This window comes from Xanthomonas sp. WHRI 10204, assembly GCF_040202875.1.
In the GTDB taxonomy this organism is placed as follows: Bacteria; Pseudomonadota; Gammaproteobacteria; order Xanthomonadales; family Xanthomonadaceae; genus Xanthomonas.
Genome location: NZ_JBEGDW010000001.1, coordinates 2,272,267 through 2,293,899 on the forward strand (window position 1 = coordinate 2,272,267; position 21,633 = coordinate 2,293,899).

General features: G+C 63.0%; 21 protein-coding genes. 20 read left to right on the plus strand and 1 reads right to left on the minus strand.

Annotation, left to right across the window (positions count from 1 at the left end; all coding sequences use genetic code 11):
- The first annotated feature begins 148 nt into the window (after window positions 1-148).
- From fliS to ABQZ00_RS09930, 4 genes are all read left to right on the plus strand, one after another.
- A complete protein-coding gene (gene fliS / locus ABQZ00_RS09915) occupies window positions 149-562 on the plus strand; it encodes a flagellar export chaperone FliS (RefSeq protein WP_055854461.1) in 414 nt (137 codons plus the stop codon).
- Window positions 563-570: 8 nt separating this feature from the next.
- Window positions 571-864 (plus strand): hypothetical protein, encoded by a 294-nt coding sequence (locus ABQZ00_RS09920; protein ID WP_055854464.1) that lies wholly within the window; start codon window positions 571-573, stop codon window positions 862-864.
- Window positions 864-1,430, plus strand: a complete 567-nt coding sequence (locus tag ABQZ00_RS09925) for a PilZ domain-containing protein (protein ID WP_323536923.1) — start codon at window positions 864-866, stop codon at window positions 1,428-1,430. The genes ABQZ00_RS09920 and ABQZ00_RS09925 overlap by 1 nt, the downstream gene beginning before the upstream one ends.
- Window positions 1,431-1,500: 70 nt before the next feature.
- Window positions 1,501-2,133 (plus strand): response regulator transcription factor, encoded by a 633-nt coding sequence (locus tag ABQZ00_RS09930; RefSeq protein WP_055854470.1) that lies wholly within the window; start codon window positions 1,501-1,503, stop codon window positions 2,131-2,133.
- Here the strand turns inward: ABQZ00_RS09930 and ABQZ00_RS09935 are convergent.
- Window positions 2,115-2,288 carry a hypothetical protein gene (locus ABQZ00_RS09935; protein WP_161961611.1) on the minus strand — a complete coding sequence of 58 codons (174 nt, stop codon included), beginning with the start codon at window positions 2,286-2,288 and terminating at the stop codon, window positions 2,115-2,117. The two genes, ABQZ00_RS09930 and ABQZ00_RS09935, sit on opposite strands and share 19 nt — an antisense overlap.
- A 98-nt stretch (window positions 2,289-2,386) precedes the next feature.
- Between ABQZ00_RS09935 and rpoN the strand changes: the two genes are divergently transcribed.
- From rpoN to fliF, 16 genes are all read left to right on the plus strand, one after another.
- Window positions 2,387-3,790, plus strand: coding sequence for an RNA polymerase factor sigma-54 (gene rpoN / locus ABQZ00_RS09940; RefSeq protein WP_115553772.1), 1,404 nt, complete (start codon window positions 2,387-2,389; stop codon window positions 3,788-3,790).
- Window positions 3,791-3,798: 8 nt separating this feature from the next.
- On the plus strand, window positions 3,799-4,182 hold the full coding sequence (locus ABQZ00_RS09945; RefSeq protein ID WP_005997154.1) for a response regulator: 384 nt from the start codon (window positions 3,799-3,801) through the stop codon (window positions 4,180-4,182).
- Entirely contained in the window at window positions 4,175-5,659 is a 1,485-nt protein-coding gene (locus ABQZ00_RS09950) for a sigma-54 dependent transcriptional regulator (protein WP_323536922.1), read from the plus strand. Before ABQZ00_RS09945 ends, ABQZ00_RS09950 begins: the two co-directional genes overlap by 8 nt.
- 117 nt (window positions 5,660-5,776) lie before the next feature.
- Window positions 5,777-6,886, plus strand: a complete 1,110-nt coding sequence (locus ABQZ00_RS09955; RefSeq protein ID WP_323536921.1) for a DegT/DnrJ/EryC1/StrS family aminotransferase — start codon at window positions 5,777-5,779, stop codon at window positions 6,884-6,886.
- 64 nt (window positions 6,887-6,950) lie between these two features.
- Entirely contained in the window at window positions 6,951-7,175 is a 225-nt protein-coding gene (locus ABQZ00_RS09960; RefSeq protein ID WP_055854478.1) for an acyl carrier protein, read from the plus strand.
- 5 nt (window positions 7,176-7,180) lie between these two features.
- Entirely contained in the window at window positions 7,181-8,221 is a 1,041-nt protein-coding gene (locus ABQZ00_RS09965) for a ketoacyl-ACP synthase III (protein WP_115558972.1), read from the plus strand.
- Between the two features lie 2 nt (window positions 8,222-8,223).
- Window positions 8,224-8,985, plus strand: coding sequence for an SDR family NAD(P)-dependent oxidoreductase (locus tag ABQZ00_RS09970; protein ID WP_115512927.1), 762 nt, complete (start codon window positions 8,224-8,226; stop codon window positions 8,983-8,985).
- Window positions 8,982-9,761, plus strand: a complete 780-nt coding sequence (locus tag ABQZ00_RS09975) for an SDR family NAD(P)-dependent oxidoreductase (RefSeq protein ID WP_323536920.1) — start codon at window positions 8,982-8,984, stop codon at window positions 9,759-9,761. The genes ABQZ00_RS09970 and ABQZ00_RS09975 overlap by 4 nt, the downstream gene beginning before the upstream one ends.
- Window positions 9,758-10,423, plus strand: a complete 666-nt coding sequence (locus tag ABQZ00_RS09980) for a PglD-related sugar-binding protein (protein ID WP_115558971.1) — start codon at window positions 9,758-9,760, stop codon at window positions 10,421-10,423. The genes ABQZ00_RS09975 and ABQZ00_RS09980 overlap by 4 nt, the downstream gene beginning before the upstream one ends.
- Window positions 10,424-10,436: 13 nt before the next feature.
- A complete protein-coding gene (locus tag ABQZ00_RS09985; protein WP_323536919.1) occupies window positions 10,437-11,582 on the plus strand; it encodes an aromatic ring-hydroxylating oxygenase subunit alpha in 1,146 nt (381 codons plus the stop codon).
- Window positions 11,572-12,195: an LbetaH domain-containing protein gene (locus ABQZ00_RS09990; protein ID WP_115512923.1), complete on the plus strand. Its 624-nt coding sequence runs from the start codon at window positions 11,572-11,574 to the stop codon at window positions 12,193-12,195. The genes ABQZ00_RS09985 and ABQZ00_RS09990 overlap by 11 nt, the downstream gene beginning before the upstream one ends.
- Window positions 12,192-13,715 (plus strand): FkbM family methyltransferase, encoded by a 1,524-nt coding sequence (locus tag ABQZ00_RS09995; RefSeq protein ID WP_323536918.1) that lies wholly within the window; start codon window positions 12,192-12,194, stop codon window positions 13,713-13,715. Before ABQZ00_RS09990 ends, ABQZ00_RS09995 begins: the two co-directional genes overlap by 4 nt.
- A 369-nt stretch (window positions 13,716-14,084) precedes the next feature.
- Entirely contained in the window at window positions 14,085-14,453 is a 369-nt protein-coding gene (locus ABQZ00_RS10000) for a hypothetical protein (protein WP_146095789.1), read from the plus strand.
- 538 nt (window positions 14,454-14,991) lie between these two features.
- Entirely contained in the window at window positions 14,992-18,519 is a 3,528-nt protein-coding gene (locus ABQZ00_RS10005) for a glycosyltransferase (protein WP_323536917.1), read from the plus strand.
- A gap of 996 nt (window positions 18,520-19,515) precedes the next feature.
- On the plus strand, window positions 19,516-19,887 hold the full coding sequence (gene fliE / locus ABQZ00_RS10010; RefSeq protein WP_055854604.1) for a flagellar hook-basal body complex protein FliE: 372 nt from the start codon (window positions 19,516-19,518) through the stop codon (window positions 19,885-19,887).
- Between the two features lie 13 nt (window positions 19,888-19,900).
- On the plus strand, window positions 19,901-21,625 hold the full coding sequence (fliF, locus tag ABQZ00_RS10015; RefSeq protein WP_115553762.1) for a flagellar basal-body MS-ring/collar protein FliF: 1,725 nt from the start codon (window positions 19,901-19,903) through the stop codon (window positions 21,623-21,625).
- Window positions 21,626-21,633 lie beyond the last annotated feature (8 nt).

Here is a 21,633-nt window from a genome sequence, read left to right on the forward strand (position 1 = left end):
TCCGTGATGCCGATCCTCAAGTCCCGCAAGGGTCTTGCCGATACAAGAAGGGCCTATCGTGATTTCGGCCTTGCCTTCTGGCAGGAGCGTCGTCGCAGGAGCACAGCGCTCCGGGACCAGCGAAGGTCAGCCCATTGAGGAGTCATCCATGTACGGTTCCAATCGTCAATATGCCGAGCAATACCGCAAGGTCGGCGTGTCCACCAGCGTGACCGAAGCCGACCCGCACAAGCTGGTGTCGCTGTTGTTCGCTGGCGCCTGCCAGCGCATCCGTCTGGCCCAGGCCTGCCTGGCGCAGGGCGACCAGGCGCGCAAGGGCAAGGCCATTGGCGAAGCCTGCGCGATCGTCGGTCATTTGAACGGCTCGCTCGATCACGAAGCCGGTGGCGAGATCGCTGGTAACCTGTCGGCCCTGTACGACTACGTCATGCAGCGTCTGACCGCCGCCAACCTGCACAACGACGAGACTGCGTTGACCGAAGCGCTGGAGTTGCTCAGCGAAATCGACTCGGCGTGGAACTCTATCCCCCTCGAACAACGCGGCCTCGCTGCGGTTTCCTGAGTCCAGCCATGCATAACGCGCAAAGCCTTCAAGCCGAAATCGCCGATCTCCGCCTCGCCATGGCGCAAGAGGACTTCGAGGCGATGCCGTTCCTGCTCGACAGCCATGACCTGCACCTGCGCGAGTATGCGCAGCACGTGGATCTAAGCCAGGACCGCGACGCGCTGCAGACCTTGCAGACGATGCAGCAGGACTTGATGCGGATGATGCTCGACCGTCGCCGCAAGCTGCTGGACCTGATCCGCGCGCAGCGCACCTCGTCGTCGGCCAGCCTCGCCTACGCACGGGTCGGCCGGATCTGATGACCGCGCTCGGCACACTCGCGCCATCCGCCGATGCCGAGCTGTTTGCCGACACGCTTAGTTGCGAATTGCGTCTGCCGGCCGGCTTCCAAGCCGGTGCCGACGCCGGCTCGCACAGCGCCGCAGAAACCCTGCTACGCAGCCTCGGCCAGGTCGAAGACCTGCGTAGCGAAGAAACCAGCGAAGACCGTGGCGAACTGCCGCTGCTGGTGCAACGCATGGATGCCAAGCTCGATCTGATGCTGGCACTGATCGGCCGCCTGGTCCGCCAGGGCGACAGTGGCCTGATCCAGGATGTGGTGCATTGGTCGGTCCGCGGCATCCGCTTGAATTGCGCAACCAGCCATGCGCCGGGCACCACGGGCAGTGTCTGCCTGCAGCCATCCGACTGGCTTCCTGAATTGGTACAGCTTCCTGCCGAGGTGCTGGCAAGCGCCAGCGATGGTCACGATCAGTGGCTGTGGCTGCGGTTCGCGCCGTTGTCGCCGGGTTTGCAGGACGCCCTGGAACGTCATTTGTTTCGTTTACATCGCCGTCAGATCGCCGACGCCCGCCGCCAGCGTTGATCCCGCTAGTTGGCGCCAGACGCCGGGTCGGCTAAGGTGCCCCATACCGAAAAAAGGTCTCATCTGCGCCGTGCGAGTCATCATCGTCGACGATCACACCCTTGTCCGTGCAGGCCTGTCCAGGCTGCTGCAAACCTTCGCCGGCATCGATGTCGTCGCCGAGGCCAGCAACGCGCAACAAGCCCTGGATATGACATCCCTGCATCGCCCGGATCTGGTGCTGATGGACCTGTCCCTGCCCGGCCGTAGCGGTCTTGATGCCATGACCGACGTGCTGCGCGCTGCGCCGCGCACGCATGTTGTGATGATGTCGATGCACGACGACCCGGTGCACGTGCGCGATGCGCTCGATCGCGGCGCGGTCGGTTTCGTGGTCAAGGACGCCGCACCGCTGGAGCTGGAACTGGCGCTGCGTGCCGCCGCTGCCGGCCAGGTGTTCTTGAGCCCGCAGATCTCGTCCAAGATGATCGCGCCGATGCTGGGCCGCGAAAAACCGGTCGGCATCGCCGCCCTGTCCCCGCGTCAGCGAGAAATTCTGCGCGAGATCGGCCGCGGACAGAGCAACAAGGAAATTGCCGCCGACCTGGGCATTAGCGTCAAGACGGTCGAAACCCATCGCGCGCGCATGATGGAATCGCTGGGCTGTCGTCGCGCCAACGATCTGGTCCTGCTCGCCGCCAAGCATCACAACGAACTGGTCTGAGCGATTGCAGCCGCAATCGCCGTATCGGTCATTCGAAATACACGGCGCGGCCCGCACAGGGCCGCCGCGACGAAAACAGTGACGGAATTCCGGCGGGCACGCTTGAGCTCGCCCTTCATGTCAGGGAGTTCCTGACAGACTGTCAGGAAAATCATGAGTCACCTCACCTGACTCCCTGATTAGAAACCCGTCGCTTTGTCCTGCAAGATGCGTTCCATCGCTGCTGCATGCAGCGCCCTTCGGAAGCGCTTCCATGAAGACGACCATTTCCGCCCAGCTTGGCCAGCAACTGCACCTCACCCCGCAGTTGTTGCAGTCGATCCGTCTGTTGCAATTGGACGGCATGCAGTTGGAACTGGAAATCCGTCGTGCCCTGGAAACCAATCCGTTGCTGGAGTTGGAAGAGCTGGCCGATAACGGGGATGAGGCCACCACCAACGACGATGGCGCCGGCGATATCGCTGCGTTCGACGAGCTGCCGGAAAGCACGATGTGGGACGTGCAGAGCAGCAGTTGGAACGATGGCGACGACGACCGCATGCAGCGCGTGGCCGCCGGCGAGTCCACCGACCCGCATGTGCGCATCCTGCGCGAACTGGCGCTGGACCTGGACGAGGCCGCTTTGGGGGCCGTCGCGTTCTGGTTGGAGCAGACCGATGACGCGGGGTATCTGACCGAGGCGCTGTCGACGCTGCAGCAGCTTGGCGCCACTCGCCTGGGTATGACCGTTGAGGCAGTAGAAGCGATCCGTCAGCGTCTGCTGCACGGCGACCCGGCCGGACTGGCCGCCTGCGACCTGCGCGAGTGCCTGCAAGCCCAGTTGAACGCCCTGCCCGGCCGCGTCCCGGCTCGTCATCTGGCTGCGCGCATCCTGTCCGGCGATCTGGATCTGCTGGCCAGCCACGACTACGCGCTGCTGGCGCGTGCGCACGATGCCGAGGTGGACGATGCGCGCGAAGCGGTGCGGCTGATCCTGTCGCTGCAGCCGCGCCCGGGCGACGACCTGCTGCAGGAAAGCAACGCCAGCGTGATTCCGGATGTGCTCGCCTGGCATGCCGATGGCAGCTGGCGCGTGGCGTTGAATCCGGCCACCACGCACCGCGTCAGCATCAACCCGGTACACGAACGCGCATTGGCCGAGGCCGGCGATGCCGCGCAGCCGCTGCGCGACATGCTGCAGGAAGCGCGTTGGCTGACCCGCGGGCTGTCGATGCGCTACGAAACCCTGCTGCGCGCCACGCGTGCGATCGTCGAACGCCAGGCCGCCTTCCTGGCGCGCGGCGAAGAAGCGATGGCACCGCTGACGTTGAAGGAAATCGCCGACGAAATCGGCATGCACGAATCGACGATTTCGCGCATTACCACCGGCAAATACCTGCAAACCCCGCGTGGCACCTTCGAACTCAAACATTTCTTCGCCGTGCGACTGGAAGGCGCCAGCGTCTCCGGCCAGGCGGTCAAGGCCATGGTGCGTCGTTTGATCGAGAGCGAGCCGGTGGGTCGCCCGCTGGCCGACGAAGCCATCGCCGGCCTGTTGTCGCGCCAGGGCGTTAATATTGCGCGAAGGACCGTGGCCAAGTACCGCGAACAACTCGAGATCGCCCCGGCCCGCGAGCGCCGCCGTAATAACAAACCGCTGCTTGCGCGAGCGGGATAAGGACTACTATGAGCAAACTCACCGTGCTGCTGGTCGACGACCACGAGGGCTTCATCAACGCTGCGATGCGTCATTTTCGCAAAGTGGAGTGGCTCAACATCGTGGGCAGTGCCGCCAATGGACTGGAAGCGATCGAGCGCTCTGAGTCGCTGCGCCCCAATGTCGTGCTGATGGATCTGGCCATGCCCGAGATGGGCGGACTGCAGGCAACGCGTCTGATCAAGACGCAGGACGATCCGCCGTATATTGTCATCGCGAGCCACTTCGACGATGCAGAGCATCGTGAACACGCTCTTCGCGCGGGTGCTGACAATTTTGTCAGCAAGCTGTCCTATATCCAGGAAGTCATGCCAATCCTGGAGGGCCTGACGGAAGGAGCCAGGAATGAGTGAGTCCCGCATTCTGTTGATCGACAGTGACGCCGTGCGCGCCGAGCGCACCGTGTCGCTGCTCGAGTTCATGGACTTCAATCCCCGCTGGGTCACCGACGGCGCCGACATCAATCCTGGCCGTCACCGCCACGATGAGTGGATGGCGGTGATGGTGGGCTCGGCGCAGGACGCCGCGCAGGCCGACAAATTCTTCGACTGGCTGGCCGATGCCAAGCTGCCGCCGCCGGTGCTGTTGATGGAAGGCAGCCCGATCACGTTTGCGCAGACGCACGGCCTGCACGAAGCCAATGTCTGGGCATTGGACACCCCCCTGCGCCATGCACAGCTGGAAGCCTTGCTACGCCGCGCGAGCCTCAAGCGTCTGGATGCCGAGCATCAGGCCGGCGTGCAGCAGGACACCGGTCCAACCGGCAACAGCGAGGCAGTCACCCGCCTGCGTCGCTTGATCGACCAGGTGGCCGCGTTCGACACCACCGTGCTGGTGTTGGGCGAATCCGGTACCGGCAAGGAAGTAGTCGCGCGCGCCATCCATCAACATTCGCCGCGCCGCGACGGGCCGTTTGTCGCAATCAATTGCGGCGCGATCCCGCCGGATCTGCTCGAAAGCGAACTCTTCGGTCACGAAAAAGGCGCCTTCACCGGCGCGCTGACCACACGCAAGGGCCGCTTCGAAATGGCCGAAGGCGGCACGTTGCTGCTGGACGAAATCGGCGACATGAGCTTGCCGATGCAGGTGAAGTTATTGCGCGTGCTGCAAGAGCGCAGTTTCGAGCGCGTTGGCGGTGGCCAGACCATCCGCTGCAACGTGCGCGTGATCGCTGCCACCCACCGCAACCTGGAAACGCGCATCAGCGACGGGCAGTTCCGTGAGGATCTGTTCTATCGCCTCAACGTGTTCCCGATCGAAATGCCGGCGTTGCGCGAGCGCGTCGACGATCTGGCCATCCTGGTGCAGACGATTGCCGGCCAGCTGGCGCGCACCGGGCGCGGCGAAGTGCGCTTTGCCGATGAAGCCTTGCAGGCGCTGCGCAGCTACGACTGGCCGGGCAATGTGCGCGAACTGACCAACCTGGTGGAGCGCCTGGCGGTGCTGCATCCCGGTGGGCTGGTGCGCGTGCAGGACCTGCCGGCGCGCTATCGCGGCGATTTTGCATCGTCCATTCCGGTCGAGCTGCCGCCGGAACCAGCCTTTGTGGCGGCGCCCACCGACGCTGGCGCACTGCCGAGCAACGTGGTGACGCTGCAGCCCAAGACGGCCGATGCCGAACCGGTCGCTGCCGCCAGCCTGCCCGACGACGGCATCGACCTGCGTGGCCACATGGCCACCATCGAGCTGGCCTTGATCAACGAAGCCCTGGAACGCACTCAGGGCGTGGTTGCGCATGCGGCCCAGCTGCTCGGCCTGCGCCGTACCACGCTGGTGGAGAAGCTGCGCAAGTACGGCATCGACCGCGAGCAGACCGAGCTGGCGAACTGAGCGGGCCACGGCTCCACCAGCGCCCGCTGGCATAGCGCTTGCTTCAACAGGATCACTCCGTCCGCAGCCACCGGTTGCGGCGGAATCCCGACATTCACCCGTCCCAGCGAGGCATTGATGCCCATCCCCGTCACCAGTCCGCTGCTGCCGCCGCTGGAAGACTTTCTGCCGTATCTGGAACGGATCTGGACCAGTCGCATCCTCAGCAACGGCGGCGAGATGCACCGTGCGCTCGAGCAGGCGCTGTGCGACTACCTGGGCGTGCCGCATCTGGCCCTGTTGACCAACGGCACAACCGCGTTGATCACCGCCTTGCAGGCGCTGCGCATCACCGGCGAAGTCATCACCACGCCCTACTCCTTCGTGGCCACGGCGCACTCGTTGCTGTGGAAGAGCATCACTCCGGTGTTCGTGGATATCGACCCGGTGACGCTCAACATGGACCCGTCCAAGATCGAGGCGGCCATCACCCCGCAGACCACCGCGATCATGCCGGTGCACTGCTATGGCACCGCGTGCGATACCACTGCCATCACGCGCATCGCCGACATCTACAACCTCAAGGTGATCTACGACGCGGCTCATGCGTTCGGCGTGCGCGATGAGGGCGGCTCGATCCTGCGCCACGGCGACCTGAGCGTGTTGAGCTTTCATGCCACCAAGGTGTTCAATACTTTCGAAGGCGGCGCCATCGTGTGCCCTGATGAGAGAACCTATCAACGCATCGGGCATCTGAAAAATTTCGGCTTCGTCAACGAAACCACGGTGGTCGCACCGGGCATCAACGGCAAGATGAATGAGATCAGCGCCGCGTTCGGCCTGCTGCAGCTCAAGCACATCGACGAGGCCATTGCGCAACGCGGCGCGATCGATGCGCAGTACCGGCAGCGGCTGAGCGCAGTGCGCGGCATCCGCTGCGTGGCATCGCCGCAGTATTCCAGCGCCAATCACGCGTATTTTCCGATCCTGGTGCAGGACGACTACCCGCTGTCGCGCGATGCGTTGTATCAGTTGATGCGCGAACACGGCATCCTGGTACGGCGTTACTTCTATCCGTTGATCAGCGACTTCCCGATGTATCGCGCCCTGCCCTCGTCGGCACCGGCGTGGTTACCGGTGGCGCGCTCGGTGGCCGCGCAGGTGTTGTGCCTGCCGATCTTTCCCGGCTTGCACAGCGATCAGGTCGACACCATCGCCGACCTGATCGCCGGCGCACAGGCAACATGATCGCAACACGCTGCACCTGCATTTCAGACTTCCATCTCTTCAACCGGCAACCAGGCGAGATCGCATGACCCAGGCAACATTTATCGAGAACTTCCTCTCCGCCACCGACTTCCAGGAACCGGTGGAGGTCACGCTGGAGACCGTGCTGCTGGAATTGCCGGAGTGGGATTCGCTGGCCGCGCTGGGCGTGATCGTCATGTTCGACATGGAGTACGGCAAGACCATCACCGGCGAACATCTCACCACCGCCGTCACCGTAGGCGATCTCTACAAACTCACCGAGGCGTAAGCACCATGCCGACCTCCACGCTGCACAACGTCCGCTTTGCCGGCATGGCGACCTGCGTGCCCAAGCGGGTCGTGTCCAATCTCACCGACTGCCGGCCGCAGATCCGTTCCGAACGCGAGCGCCTGGTGCGCAACATCGGCATCGAGACGCGCCGTATGGCCTCGGAGTGGCAGTGCTTTTCGGACCTGGCCTTCGATGCGACGGAAGTGCTGCTGGACAAGCTGCAGTGGAAGCGCGAAGAGATCGACGCACTGATCGTGGTGACGCAATCGCCGGACTATCCGATTCCGGCCACCGCGATCATCCTGCAGGACCGGCTGGGCCTATCGCATGCCACGGTGGCGTTCGACGTCAATCTGGGCTGCTCGGCCTACCCGTTCGGCATCAACCTGCTCGGCTCGATGATCGCCGCCGGCGGCGTCAAAAAGGGTCTGCTGCTGGTCGGCGACCGTAGCGCGAACCTGGAAGACCCGATCTTCTCCGACTCCGGCACCGCCACCGCGCTGGAGTTCAGTGCCGATGCGCCGCCAATGTATTTCGACCTCAACAGCGATGGCAGCGGCTATAAGGCGATCATCCTGCCGGTGGGTGGTCAACGCGAACCGGTTGCCATGCAGCATCTGATTCCGTTCCGCGAAGAACCCGATGGCCCCTGGCGCCGCGCAACCGACCTGATCCTGGATGGCGTGGCGGTGTTGAGCTTCTCCACTCAACGTATTCCACCGGCGGTGCAGAAGCTGCTCGACTACACCGGCGTTTCCAAGGATGAGATCGATTACTTCGTGTTCCATCAAGCCAACCGGATGATCAACGAGACCATTCGCAAGAAGCTCGGCCTTCCGGTGGAAAAGGTGCCCTCCACGTTGCGTGATTTCGGCAACACCAGTGGCGCCTCGTTGCCAGTGACCATGACCGTACGCATCAATAAGGAACTTGAATCCGGCCGCAAGCGTGTGCTGCTGTGCGGCTTCGGCATCGGGCTGTCTTGGGGTAGCTGCCTGGTGGATATCGAAGGCGCGGTGTTTCCTGATTTGATCGAGTCGTGAGCATGGCTTCAATCGCCACGACCGATGCATTCGGGTTGATCGATAAAACAATCCTGGTCACTGGTGCGTCATCCGGTATCGGCGCAGCTGTCGCCACGCTCTGTGCGCGGTTGGGAGCCACCATCGTACTCAATGGCCGCGATACGCAGCGTTTGGAGGCAGTGGCTGCCGATCTGGCTGGCAGCAGTCATAGCGTCATCGCCGGCGACCTCACCGACGAGCAAACCCGCACCCGCTTACTGGAAGCATCCGAGCGCTACCACGGCGTCGCCTCTTGCGCGGGTGTTGCCGCGCTGGTGCCGTTCCGAATGGCGGCAGAAAAGCATCTGCAGCAAATGCTGTCGGTAAATTATCTGGCGCCGATCATCTTGACGCAGCAATTGCTCTTCAAGCGCCGGCTGGCCGAAGGCGCATCGCTCGTCTACGTGTCGGCACTGTCTGCGCGTGCCGCACCACAGGCCGCAGCCGGCTACGCCGCCTCCAAGGCCGCGCTGGAAGCGGCCGTGCGCACGCTTGCGCTCGAGCAGGCCAAGCACGGTATTCGTGCGAACTGCATCGCACCCGGCTACGTCGACACGCCGATGCTGAAAAAACTGGGCACCGCTGCGGATATGGACGACAAGATCGGGCTGACGCCACTGGGCCGCATCGACCCGAATGACATCGCAAACGGCGTGGCCTATCTATTGTCCGCCGCGAGCCGCTGGATCACACGAAGCACCTTGACCATCGACGGCGGGATTTCTTTGCCGATTCGCTTATGAGCAGCCAGATCATCATGCCCTCCACGGACGCTACCTCAGCGCTGCTGCACACACTGTTTGGACTGGCCGGCAAGACGATTCTGGTAACCGGTGCGTCCAAAGGCATTGGAGAGGCCGTCGCCCAGGCCTGTGCCGGTGCGGGTGCGCGCCTGATCGTTGCCGGACGCGATGAACAGCGCCTGCAGGCCGTGCTGGCATCGTTGTCTGGCGATGGTCACAGTCTTTTCGTTGGCGACCTGAGCGATGCAACCGTGCTGCAACAGCTAGCCACCGACTCAGGCCCACTCGACGGAGTGGTCCATAGCGCCGGCATTCGTGGGCTTGCGCCGATGAAACTGGTCAGCGAAAAGTTTTTACGCGAGGTCCTGGACATCAATTACCTCGCACCGGTCATGCTGACCCGACACCTGCTGGCGCGCCAATCACTTCGGCCGGGCGCGTCGGTGATCTTTCTATCGTCCATCGCCGCGCTCACCGGCACCGTTGGCGTCGGCCCTTACGCAGGTTCGAAGGCCGCGCTGATCGGCACCTTGCGTCCGCTGGCGCTGGAACTTGCACGCCGCAAGATTCGCGCAAACGCGTTGTGCCCCGGCTTGGTCGAAACCTCATTGATCAACGAAGACAAAGCCTGGTTCGAGGAAAGTCGCAAGCGCTATCCGCTTGGTATCGGCCAGCCGGAAGATGTGGCAATGGCCTGCCTGTACTTCCTGTCTGACGCGAGCAGCAAGGTCACCGGACAGGCTTTCAGCATGGATGGAGGCGTGGAATTCGCATGACAGCCGATACACCTGCCCTGCCCTACCACCTGGTGATCGTCAACGCCGGTGGCTATGGGCGGGATATCGCATCGCTGGCGCTTCACGAAGATCCAGCGTACGGGGTGGAGTGGGACATCAAGGGATTTCTGGATGACCGAACGCATCTGCAAGGCACATCGCGTTGGCCGATCGTAGGAAACCCTTCCACCTATCACCCCGTCGAAGGCGATATCTTCATCTGCGCAATCGGAGATCCCGCCGCGCGGCGGCGCTATTCGAGGGCGCTGATCGACAAGGGTGCGGACTTCATCGTGTTCCATCCGCCGCCATCGCGTGAGGCCGCTGCCGGCTACATTGGGCGCGGAGGCGTGTTCGATTCGCGCGTTTCCATTGGGTCGGGTAGCCGGCTCGGCGAGTTCGTCACCGTGCTCTCTACGTCCATCATTGCGCACGAAGTCAGCATCGGCGATTACGTGCAGATCGGCAGTTTCGTTTTCATCGGTGGCGGCGCGGTGGTTGGCAACGAGGTGACGATTCACCCGCACGCCACCATCCTGCCCGGTATCCACATCGGCGACGGCGCCGTGGTCGGTGCCGGTGCGGTCGTGGTCAAGGACGTGCCGGCTGGCGCCAGCGTGTTCGGCAACCCGGCCCGGATCATCTTCCACAAGCATTCCTGAGGAAGCCGCGCCGATGAGATCGCGAATGCACCCCAAGTATTATCTGTCGCAGGAAATCTTCGAACGCGAGCAGCGCAAGATCTTCCGTCGGGTTTGGTTGTTTGCAGGGCTCAAGACACTGCTGCGGGAAAACAACTGCTTCATCACCCGCAAGATCGCGGGAATTCCTGTCGTGATCCAGAACTTCCACGGCCAAATCCGTGCGTTCGAGAACGTCTGCCTCCACCGTAGTGCACTGATTCAAACCGGTGCTGTCGGTTGCCGGCCTTTGGTGTGCCCCTACCACGCCTGGAGTTACGACGAACAAGGTCAGGTAAAGAACATCCCGGACTGCGATGCGATCTATCGCCTGGAAAATAGTGAGAAGGACAACTTGAAGCTGCGCGAATTCTCACTGCGCGCCATCGGCAACCTGCTGTTCGTCAACCTCGACCCCAACCCAATGCCAATCGAGGAACAGTTTTCGGCAGACTTCATCGCCTTGCTGGAAAGTAGTTCCAACGCCTATGACACTGAGGTCATGGTGACCACATGGCGTGGCCGGTACAACTGGAAACTCGCTTACGAAAATCTTCGGGATGCCAATCATCCGCGCTTCGTCCACCCGAAGACCTTAGCCAAGAGTGTCAGCTTCGTTGCCGAGGTAAACGAAGAACAAGCCAAAGAGTCGATCGACGCTTTGCAAGACAGCTCGCCCGCCGCCTTGAGGCGCGAAATGCGCCGCTTCAGTTTCGGCGGCCCGGACGCACCCATACCCGACCTTAAGCACTTCGGCTGGCACGATAAAGTGGAACGCTGGGGCGAGCAGGATGCCTACTTCAACTGGTTAGCCTTCCCGAACATGCATATCGCCAGTTCCAACGGCGGCTATTCTTTCACCCTGGAACACCATATCCCCGTTGCGCCGGACACGACCGATTTGGAAATCTATTGGTTTAGCGCGCGCAGGAAACAGCCTTACGGTTCTTCCAGCCAAGTACTGCTGACACAGATGCACGGCAGCAAGGTAGTGGTGGGCGAAGACGTGGACATCATGGAGCGGGTGCAGTCCGCGTTGCACACAGACGCGCCTCTGCCCACCCAGGGCGCCTATGAATCCATGAATCGCCTGGTCGAACGCTGGTACACGGCGCTGATGGAAACCGAACATGAGATCTAGGTGGATCATCGGCAGCAGCGCATACCTCGAACTGGCGTTTCACGCCTGGAAGCAGGCGCGTCAGGACGAGACGGTCATTCGGATCGAAGTGCCACAAGACTCGGAACACGAATTCGATCTTGGCGTGCTGGATGGACTGAATCCGACCGACGGGGCCATGTTCGTGGCGTTCGACGAACGCTTCGGCAACTTCAAGCGCTTGGAACTGGTGCAGGCAGCGATGGAACGTGGCTTCAAGCTGGAGCCCTTCATCCATTCCAGCGCAGCCGTCGGCTCTGACACGGTCATCGGGCTCAACGCATTCGTGGGAGTCAATGCTGTCGTCGGGCACGGATGCAGGATCGACTACAACACCGTCATCCATGCCGGCACGCACCTCGGACCGGCATGCCGCGTCAAATCTTCATGCTGGGTAGAGAATGGTGTGCAAATCGGCGCCGGCGTCGAGATCGGCAGCAATAGCATTCTGCGGACCGGCGCCATCGTGCACGGGGGCGTCAAGGTGGGACGAAGCTGCGAACTTGGCTGGCCGCGCGTCTACAGCGAGGACGTGCCTGCCAAGACCTATTTCGACGCCCGCTACGACGCTCCCATTCATACCTACGAGAGATGACGTTCATGAACTCAAGAAATGAGCAGCTTCGCCAACGGATTCTACGTATTGCGGAGCAGGAGCGCCCTGCACTCGATGAGGTCATTGCGCGCCTACCCGCAATTGCCAACCGCCCTGTATTTCTCGTCGCTCCTGAGTCCTACGCAGGCATGGTGCATGGTCCCAGGGTCGTTGCCGATCTGCACCATGTTGTTGCCGCAATTGATGACCAAAGTATCCACCTGGACCGCATTCATGGCGCGCCGCGCTGGAGCAGTCAGGAGTTTCTTGCCAAGGCGGGGCAGTATCCCGATGCGATCGCTATCGATTTCTCTTGCAGCCCGCGCGGACGAACGTTTGCAAATGACCTATGCACCAGCGCGGGCATTGAGCAACTAAGCATTGCGCCTCGCTTGGATCCGCTGATCCCAAGTTTCGAGCAGCGCCCCGTCTTTCTGCTCCAACCGCGCTCGGACATCGGCAACATTTATGGCCCACAGATCGTCCAGCGCCTCAGCCATGTCGTTGCCGCCGTTGATGACCAGCCAAGCGACGAAGACACCGTTCATGGGGTGCCGCGTTGGGGTTCTCGTCAGTTCATCGAGCAAGCGGCCCAGCATCCCCAGGCATTGGCCATCGATTTTTCTTACAGCCCGGGAGGATCGGGCTTGGCCCGCAAGCTCTGCGAGCAAGCAGGCATTGAAAGGGTAGACGCCTGCCTGGCGGTTGCGCACTGTGGGCTGCCCGCCGTATACGAGCCTGCCCAGGTATACCGTCAGCGCACGCTTCTGCGCCTTGATGAGTTTCTGCGCCTTTCAGAGCGACTGGACGACGATTTGAGCGTTTTTACGCTCTACAGCAACCTGTTGTTCCGCCTGACCTACGATTCCAGCCTCCTGCTGGACTGCTGGGCTACGCCGATCAACGAATACTTTTCAGAATACGCCGATACCAGCACATTCCAGCTGGGCACGCGTGAACATTTCTGCGATGGCGGTGCCTTCCAGGGCCCCATCGTCGATAAGTTTCTAAAAGCATCCCGCTATCGCTACGAAAGCATCACCGCCTTCGAACCCGATAACATCAACTTCCAGAAATTGGAGGATATCGCGAGCGCCATCCCCCTTCCCCCGCAAAATTTCAGGGCCATCAAAAAAGCGATCTCCAACGAACATACGACGCTACGCTTCGAGGAGACCGGCACAGTTTCCAGCCATGTCTCGCCGGATGGCGGAATCTCCGTGGCCACTACGCGCCTGGACGACGAGTTGGAAAAGCTGACGCTACTGAAGTTGGACATCGAAGGGTTTGAAGCCAGGGCACTCGAAGGCGCATCTCACCTTATCCGTACCCAGCGCCCCCGTATGGCTATTTGTGTGTACCACTACGCTCAGGATTTACTGGATATCGTGGAACAACTGGACAAATTGGTGGAGGGCTATCACTTCCGTCTACGCCAGCACTCTCCAGGCCACTACTACGACCTCGTTTTGTATGCATCGCCCGTCGCCGGTGCCGCACCGCCGCCATGGGCGGAGTGAGGTCAGGAAAATTCGCGACTTGGAGAGATAGAGCGATGACGGACGTCCACAAATTTTTCTTTTCAACTAGTCCCTTCCTGGATCCATGGAGATATCGAACCTCCTGAAAAGCATGGGGCCTGCTCATGCTGTAGGACACCTGCCAGTTGGTCTACGCCACCATTGACTTGCGAGAGCACGACAAAGACCGGTCGATTAATATCATAAGCCGGACTGTGGACACAGCGAAAAACTCGACTTGTCAGCTTACCCTCTACTGGGTAGTGTCATGGTTCGGTATGCGCGTCGTGCTTCGCAACGTCCTTTAGATCTCGACGGATATCATTTTATCAGCGCATCTCATCAGTATTCTGAAGCGAGGAAACCACCATGGAAATCTCGGGCAAGACAACGATTGTTCCGGTAGGAACTCAATTCGCGAATGTCGGCGTTGCAGCCAACGTTGTCACGCAAATTGTATCTCCTGCCACCAACCAGTACGGCCTCGTGATTCGCACATGTAGTCTTAGCGGCGCTTCATCCGCAATAGGCCTTGCCGTCTACGCAGATACTTCGGCACCATCCGGATATGGGGACGGAACCAAAAGGGTGATATTTCTCGGCGTTGCTCCTCCCTCAGACCACTTCCCCTACCAGGTCTACCTACCTCCGGGCTATGGCGTTTGGCTGGTAACGAACGGAAACGGCAGTATCAACATGACCTATGACGTTCTGGATAGACTGCCCACCGGCCTTTAACTGCCCATCGGCCCAGATCTCGATTGCGTTGCGCTCTAGATGTGTCCATTGTTGGCATGCAGGAGAACTGGATCTCAGCACTCGCAATCCTGCAACCTTGTCAGGGCATCACCACTCACCGTTCGAGGGTATTTTCATCGACGACACCCGTGCAGGCGAGCAAGCCACGCATGGGTCGTCGATGTGGCGTTCTTCGTTGGACGATCCATTTGCCGCGCACGCGATGGACGTGATGAGTGCTGCCGAATTCCGGTGGCACGCCGCCAAACGGCCACTACCAGCTCTTGAATGCCAAATCGCCCGTGACCAAGCGCATTGCCTACTTCAGAGGCCAGGATGGGAATGGTCGCCGACGGGCAGCACGGTGGCAGTGCAGCCATTCCTCCCGATAGCGACGCGTCATGCTTCGGCGGCATGCATATTGCATCGGTTCTCGGCCAATTCGATGCTCGCTGCCTTCCGCGTGATCGGACCAATTCGCGTCGGGACTGCATCTAGCATCGGATAATTATTGAATGATCAACTCGAACTACCGCCCGTGAGCTCTCCTGCCCTCGTCAGCATCGTCATGCCGACCTACAAGCCGCGCTACTTTGCGCAGGCGCTGGACAGCGTGCTGGCACAGACCTACGCAGCGTTGGAGCTGGTGATCTGCGACGACAACGGAGATGGTGCGATTGCGGTGTTGCTGGAACCCAGGCTAGCGGATGCCACATTCCCGATCCGCTATCACCGCAATCCGTCGCGGCTAGGCGAACTCGGCAGCACTATCAAGGGCATCGGCCTTGCGCAAGGCGAGTACGTCAAGTTCCTGCACGACGACGATGTGCTTGAGCCGGACTGCATTGAGCAGTTGGTGGCGGCGATCGAGCGCAATCCGGGCACGGCGATGGCATCGTCGCGGCGGTTGCGCATCGACGACGATGGTGCGCCGTTGCCGGACATCCTGGCCACCTGCTTTCCGTTTGCCGACGATGCGTTGATCGATGGGCCGGAGCTGGTGTCGTTCCTGGCGGACCACACCATCAACTTCATCGGCGAGCCGAGTTGCGTGCTGTGTCGGCGCGCCGATCTGCTGGCCATGGGCGCCGACTTGATGTCGTTGAACGGTAAGCCGATCCACTGGGTCGGCGACCTGGCGATCTACGTCAAGCTGCTGCGCCACGGCAACCTGGCGCTGCTGTCCAGGCCGCTCACGCACTTTCGGGTGTCCAACGCGCAGTTCAGTCAGGCCGGTCGTAATCAGCCCGGCATCGGCGACCAGGGCCACGAGGATCTGCGCCAGGGCATCCGCCAGCTGGGTTGGCGGCGCGAGACCGGCGACAACCGGCAGGTGCGGGTTGCGCCGCTCAGCCCGCACAAGGCGCGGGTATTCAAGTCGGTAGATCTGGTCAATGCGCTGATGCAGAGCGCCGGCATGGCCGAGCGGTTGTCGCCGGCCACTTGGCTGGGCGTGCGCCATCCCAGCGATGTGCAGCGCGCGTTGATCGATGCCCGCCTGCAGGCGCATGCCGGCGGGCCACGCATTGCAGTGATGCTGATCGACCGCGATGGCGATGCCGCCGCAGTCGCCGCAACCCAGGCCAGTATCGATGCGTTGGCCTGCTATCGAAATCAGCAGACCTGGGTGGTCAGCAGCGCACCGCACCAACTGGCCGAGCACGGCGAGCGTGCGGTACTGATTGGCGAGGCGGGTCTGGTGGCCGCACTCAACCAGGCCATTGCAAGGCAACAGGAGCTCGATTGGGTGGTGCTGGTGGATGCCGGCAGTGTCTTTACGACCAGCGGCCTGACGATGTTGGCGCTGGGCATGATCGAGCTGCCCGAGCAGTGTCAGGCGGTCTATGCGGACGAAGTGGTCTCGCTGGACACCGGGCAGCTTGGGCTGGCGTTGCGGCCGGCGCTGTATCTGGATGCGCTGTTGAGTGCGCCGTCCACGCTGTCGCGGCACTGGCTGTTCCGCCGCAGCAGCCTGGTGGCAGACGGCGGTTTTCCGGCAGACCTTGGTCAGGCCTTCGAACTCGGCTATCAGCTTGGCCTGGTCGAGCGTTACGGCCTGGCCTGCGTGCAGCACATCGCCGAGCCCTTGTTGGTGGCCGCGGCCCAGACCCGGCACACCGATGCGGACGAGCAACATGCTATTTCCCGCCATCTGGCCGCGCGCGGGTATGCGGACGCGCGCGTGCACAGTGCCGGCCCTGGTCGGCATGCGGTGGATTACCAACATGCCCAGCAGCCGCTGGTCAGCATCCTGGTGCTGGTCGATGGCCGTTTGCCGCAGGTGCAGCGCTGTCTGGAAAGCATCCTGGCCAACACGACCTACCCGCATTACGAAGTGCTGCTGCTGGATCGCGCCAGCAGCGCCCCGGACCTGCGCGATTGGCTGGCCGGCATCGAAGCGCTAGGCATGCAGCAGATCCGTGTGCTGCGCTTTGCCGCCGAGCCTGCGCGTGAAGCGGTCTGCAACGCGGCCGCCGAGCATGCACGTGGGGACGTGCTGCTGTGGCTGTCGGCCGGCGCTGCGGTGATGAAGGCCGATTGGCTGGAGCAACTGCTCAACCACGCACTCCGTCCGGAAGTGGGCGCGGTGGCGGGCAAGCTGTTGCGCGGCGACGGCACCGTGCATCACGCCGGTCTGCTGCTGGGCTTGGGGGCACCGGTGGCGCGTGCGTTCGAAGGCAGTGCGTTCGACGAATCCGGCTATCTGCAGCGCCTGCAGCTGGATCAGAACTACACCGCCTTGAGCGGTGAGTGCCTGATGCTGCCGCGCCAGCTATTTATCGACGCAGGCGGCTTTGCGCTGGAGCCGGCACTGGCGCAGTGGAGCGATGTCGACCTGTGCCTGCGCCTGCACCAGGCCGGGTACTTGAATGTGTTTGCCGCGCGCGCGCAGCTGTTGATCGACCCACCGGAGCAGACGCCTGCCACTGCGCTGGACGAAGAGGCGATGTACGCACGGTGGTTACCGGTGATGGCCAACGACCCGGCCTACAACCCGGGGTTTTCGCTGGACCCGGGCGCCGGCTTTGCGCTGGCCGACCCGCGCGCCAGCTGGCGGCCGTTGCAGTCGTGGCGGCCGCTACCGAGCGTGATCGCACTGCCGGCCGATATCGAAGGCTGCGGACACTACCGGGTGATCCAGCCGCTGCGCGCCCTGCGCGAGGCCGGGCTGGCCGAGGGCGTGTTGTTCAACGGCTATCTGGAGATCAGTGAGCTGGCGCGTCAGGATCCCGACGTGGTGATCCTGCAACGTCAGGTGGGCGAAGCGCGGCTGGAGGCGATGCGGCGCATGAAGGCCTTGTCGCGCGCGTTCAAGGTCTATGAGCTGGACGATTACCTGCCCAACCTGCCGCTGAAAAATACCCATCGCGCGCAGATGCCCAAGGACATTCTCAAGACCGTGCGGCGCGGGCTGGGCCTGGTGGACCGCTTTGTGGTGTCCACGCCTGCGTTGGCCGAAGCGTTTGCCGGGCTGCACAGCGATATCCGCGTGGCCGAAAACCGCCTGCCGCCGCATTGGTGGGCGGCGTTGCCGGAGCGCAACGTCCGCCACGGCGGCAAGCCGCGGATCGGTTGGGCCGGCGGCGCCAGCCATACCGGCGACCTGGAACTGATCGCCGACGTGGTGCGCGAGCTGGCCGACGAGGTCGAATGGGTGTTCATGGGGATGTACCCGTTCGCGCTGCGCCAGCACGTGCACCAGTTCCAGCCGGGCGTGCCGATCGATCACTACCCGGCCGCGCTGGCCGCGCTGGATCTGGATCTGGCGCTGGCACCGGTGGAGCAAAACCTGTTCAACGAGTGCAAAAGCAATCTGCGACTTTTGGAGTACGGCGCCTGCGGTTATCCGGTGATCGCCAGCGACGTGCGTTGCTACCAGGGCAACCTGCCGGTGACGCTGGTGAAAAACCGCTACCGCGACTGGATCGGTGCGATCCGCGAGCACCTGGCCGACCCGGCCGCTTCAGCAGCGAAAGGCGCAGCGTTGCGCGAGGCAGTGTGCCGCGACTGGATGTTGAGCGGCAGCCATCTGGACACCTGGCGAGCCGCCTGGTTGCCGGACTAGCGCGGGGACGCTGCTTCAGCGCTCTCCCGCTTGCGGTAGAACGGATGCGTGGCTGTGTGTGAATTGACGGTGGTGCCCTCATCCGGCGCTGCGCGCCACCTTCTCCCGCTAGCGGGAGAAGGGAAAGCCTGGCTGCGCGCGACTGGTCGGTTGCACTGCAACTGGTCGCCCACCGGCTCCCTTCCCTCGCTTGCGGGGGAAGGTGCCCGAAGGGCGGATGGGGGGCGTGCGTCCACACTCCGGCGCCGCGCGTTAACTGCATGCAGCCGCGTGGCGGTTAACGTCGTGCCCTCATCCGGCGCTGCGCGCCACCTTCTCCCGCCAGCGGGAGAAGGGAACGCCTGGCTGCACGCGACTGGTCGGTTGCACTGCAACTGGTCGCCCACCGACTCCCTTCCCTCGCTTGCGGGGGGAAGGTGCCCGAAGGGCGGATGGGGGGCGTGCTTCTACACTCCGGCGCCGCGCGTTGCTCTGCCTGCAGCCGCGTGGCAATTACCGTCGCGCCCTCATCCGGCGCTGCGCGCCACCTTCTCCCGCCAGCGGGAGAAGGGAAAGTCTGGCTGCACGCAACTGGTCGATTGCACTGCAACTGGTCGCCCACCGGCTCCCTTCCCCCACTTGCGGGGAAGGTGCCCAAAGGGCGGATAAGGGGCGTGCGTCCACACTCCGGCGCCGCGTGTTGCTCTGCCTGCAGCCGCGTGGCAGTTAACGCGCGCCCTCATCCGGCGCTGCGCGCCACCTTCTCCCGCCAGCGGGAGAAGGGAAAGCCTGGCTGCACGCAACTGGTCGATTGCACGCGACTAGTTGGCTGCGCGCGACTGGTTGATTGCACGCAACTGGTCGGTTGCACTGCAACTGGTCACCCATCGGCTCCCTTCCCTCGCTTGCGGGGGAAGGTGCCCGAAGGGCGGATGGGAATGCCCGGTGCCGGAATCCCGACGCGATTTCGGCACGCCGCTTGCATTGGTGTGGATGCCTCCCTGGCTGACCGCACCCATGAGCGACTCCGTTACCTCGATTCTTTCGCAGATCCGCAGCTACCAGACTCAGATGGGCCAAGGCCCGATGGGTGCGGTGGGCGATGCGGCGCGCGGCAATCAGATCCAGGGATTGGCTGGCGCACAGGGAACGCCGGCAACCCAGGCGCCCAGCTTCAGCGAGACCTTGCGCGGCGCCATCGGCGGCGTCAACGAGGCCCAGCAGAAGTCTGGTGCGCTGGCCAAAGCATTCGAAATGGGCGACCCCAGTGCCGATCTGGCACGGGTCATGGTCGCCTCCCAGCAATCCCAGGTGGCCTTCCGCGCCACTGTCGAAGTCCGCAACCGTCTCGTCCAGGCTTATCAGGACGTCATGAACATGCCGCTGTAAAGGTCGAACACCCATGGCACTCGCAATCAGCAGAGAAAACATGAACCAGAACGCCGAAAAGGCGGGCCAGTGGTTCGACCGTGTCCGTAGCCTGCAGATCACCCGCAAGCTGACCATGATGGCGATGATCGCCCTGGCGGTGGGTGCCGGCCTGGCGGTGTTCTTCTGGTCGCAGCAGCCGGGCTATCAGTCGCTGTACACCGGCCTGGACGAAAAGGGCAATGCCGAGGCGGCCGACCTGCTGCGCACCGCGCAGATTCCGTTCAAGATCGACCAGGGCACCGGCGCCATCTCGGTGCCGCAGGACCGTCTGTACGACGCGCGCCTGAAGCTGGCCGGCTCCGGCCTGACCGGTAAGGAGACCGGCGGCGGTTTCGAGCTGATGGAAAAGGACCCGGGCTTCGGCGTCAGCCAGTTCGTGGAAAACGCCCGCTACCAGCACGCGCTGGAAACCGAACTCTCGCGCACCATCAGCACCCTGCGTCCGGTACGCGAGGCGCGGGTGCATCTGGCCATTCCCAAGCCCAGCGCCTTCACCCGTCAACGTGACGTCGCCAGCGCCTCGGTGGTGCTGGAGTTGCGCGGTGGCCAGGGCCTGGAGCGCAATCAGGTAGATGCCATCGTCAATCTGGTGGCATCCAGCATCCCGGACATGACCCCGGAGCGCGTGACCGTGGTCGACCAGAGCGGCCGCATGCTCTCCATTGCCGACCCCAACAGCGACGCCGCCCAGCACGCCGCCCAGTTCGAACAGGTGCGCCGCCAGGAAAGCTCCTACAACCAGCGCATCCGCGAGTTGCTGGAACCGATGACCGGCCCGGGCCGGGTCAACCCGGAAGTCAGCGTGGACATGGACTTCTCGGTGGTCGAAGAAGCGCGCGAGCTCTATAACGGCGAGCCGGCCAAGCTGCGCAGCGAGCAGGTCAGCGACAGCAGCACCAGCGCCACCGGCCCGCAGGGCCCTCCGGGCGCCACCAGCAACAGCCCCGGCCAGCCGCCGGCTCCGGCCGTCGCCGGTGCGCCGGGCACCCCGGCCGCCGCCAACGGCCAGGCCGCAGCGCCGGCCGCGCCGACCGAAAGTTCCAAGAGCGCCACCCGCAATTACGAATTGGACCGAACCTTGCAACACACCCGTCAGCCGGCCGGCCGCATCAAGCGGGTGTCGGTGGCGGTGCTGCTGGACAACGTCCCGCGCCCCGGTGCCAAGGGCAAGATGGTCGAGCAGCCGCTCACCGCCGCCGAGCTCACCCGCATCGAGGGCCTGGTCAAGCAGGCGGTGGGGTTCGACGCGGCACGTGGCGACACGGTGTCGGTGATGAATGCCCCGTTTGTGCGGGAAGCGGTTGCGGGCGAGGAAGGCCCCAAGTGGTGGGAAGACCCGCGCGTGCAGAACGGTCTGCGCCTGCTGGTCGGTGCGGTGGTGGTGCTGGCGCTGCTGTTCGGCGTGGTACGCCCCACCCTGCGTCAACTCACCGGCGTGACCGCGATCAAGGAAAAACACCGCAAGGGCGGCAACGATGGCACTCCACAGAGCGCCGACGTGCGGATGGTCAACGACGACAACGACCTGATGCCCGGCCTGGAAGAAGACACCGCGCAGATCGGTCAGGAACGCAAGACCCCGATCGCCCTGCCGGACGCCTACGAAGAGCGCATGCGCGTGGCGCGCGAAGCAGTCAAAGCCGATTCAAAACGTGTCGCACAAGTCGTAAAGGGATGGGTCGCCAGTGAAGCCTGAAACACAAC

Bases quoted from the DNA above. Each gene is read 5' to 3' on its own strand.
- fliS (WP_055854461.1), top strand. From the start codon at position 149: ATGTACGGTTCCAATCGTCAATATGCCGAGCAATACCGCAAGGTCGGC.
- ABQZ00_RS09920 (WP_055854464.1), top strand. From the start codon at position 571: ATGCATAACGCGCAAAGCCTTCAAGCCGAAATCGCCGATCTCCGCCTC.
- ABQZ00_RS09925 (WP_323536923.1), top strand. From the start codon at position 864: ATGACCGCGCTCGGCACACTCGCGCCATCCGCCGATGCCGAGCTGTTT.
- ABQZ00_RS09935 (WP_161961611.1), bottom strand. From the start codon at position 2,288: ATGATTTTCCTGACAGTCTGTCAGGAACTCCCTGACATGAAGGGCGAG.
- rpoN (WP_115553772.1), top strand. From the start codon at position 2,387: ATGAAGACGACCATTTCCGCCCAGCTTGGCCAGCAACTGCACCTCACC.
- ABQZ00_RS09945 (WP_005997154.1), top strand. From the start codon at position 3,799: ATGAGCAAACTCACCGTGCTGCTGGTCGACGACCACGAGGGCTTCATC.
- ABQZ00_RS09950 (WP_323536922.1), top strand. From the start codon at position 4,175: ATGAGTGAGTCCCGCATTCTGTTGATCGACAGTGACGCCGTGCGCGCC.
- ABQZ00_RS09955 (WP_323536921.1), top strand. From the start codon at position 5,777: ATGCCCATCCCCGTCACCAGTCCGCTGCTGCCGCCGCTGGAAGACTTT.
- ABQZ00_RS09960 (WP_055854478.1), top strand. From the start codon at position 6,951: ATGACCCAGGCAACATTTATCGAGAACTTCCTCTCCGCCACCGACTTC.
- ABQZ00_RS09965 (WP_115558972.1), top strand. From the start codon at position 7,181: ATGCCGACCTCCACGCTGCACAACGTCCGCTTTGCCGGCATGGCGACC.
- ABQZ00_RS09970 (WP_115512927.1), top strand. From the start codon at position 8,224: ATGGCTTCAATCGCCACGACCGATGCATTCGGGTTGATCGATAAAACA.
- ABQZ00_RS09975 (WP_323536920.1), top strand. From the start codon at position 8,982: ATGAGCAGCCAGATCATCATGCCCTCCACGGACGCTACCTCAGCGCTG.
- ABQZ00_RS09980 (WP_115558971.1), top strand. From the start codon at position 9,758: ATGACAGCCGATACACCTGCCCTGCCCTACCACCTGGTGATCGTCAAC.
- ABQZ00_RS09985 (WP_323536919.1), top strand. From the start codon at position 10,437: ATGAGATCGCGAATGCACCCCAAGTATTATCTGTCGCAGGAAATCTTC.
- ABQZ00_RS09990 (WP_115512923.1), top strand. From the start codon at position 11,572: ATGAGATCTAGGTGGATCATCGGCAGCAGCGCATACCTCGAACTGGCG.
- ABQZ00_RS09995 (WP_323536918.1), top strand. From the start codon at position 12,192: ATGACGTTCATGAACTCAAGAAATGAGCAGCTTCGCCAACGGATTCTA.
- ABQZ00_RS10000 (WP_146095789.1), top strand. From the start codon at position 14,085: ATGGAAATCTCGGGCAAGACAACGATTGTTCCGGTAGGAACTCAATTC.
- fliE (WP_055854604.1), top strand. From the start codon at position 19,516: ATGAGCGACTCCGTTACCTCGATTCTTTCGCAGATCCGCAGCTACCAG.
- fliF (WP_115553762.1), top strand. From the start codon at position 19,901: ATGGCACTCGCAATCAGCAGAGAAAACATGAACCAGAACGCCGAAAAG.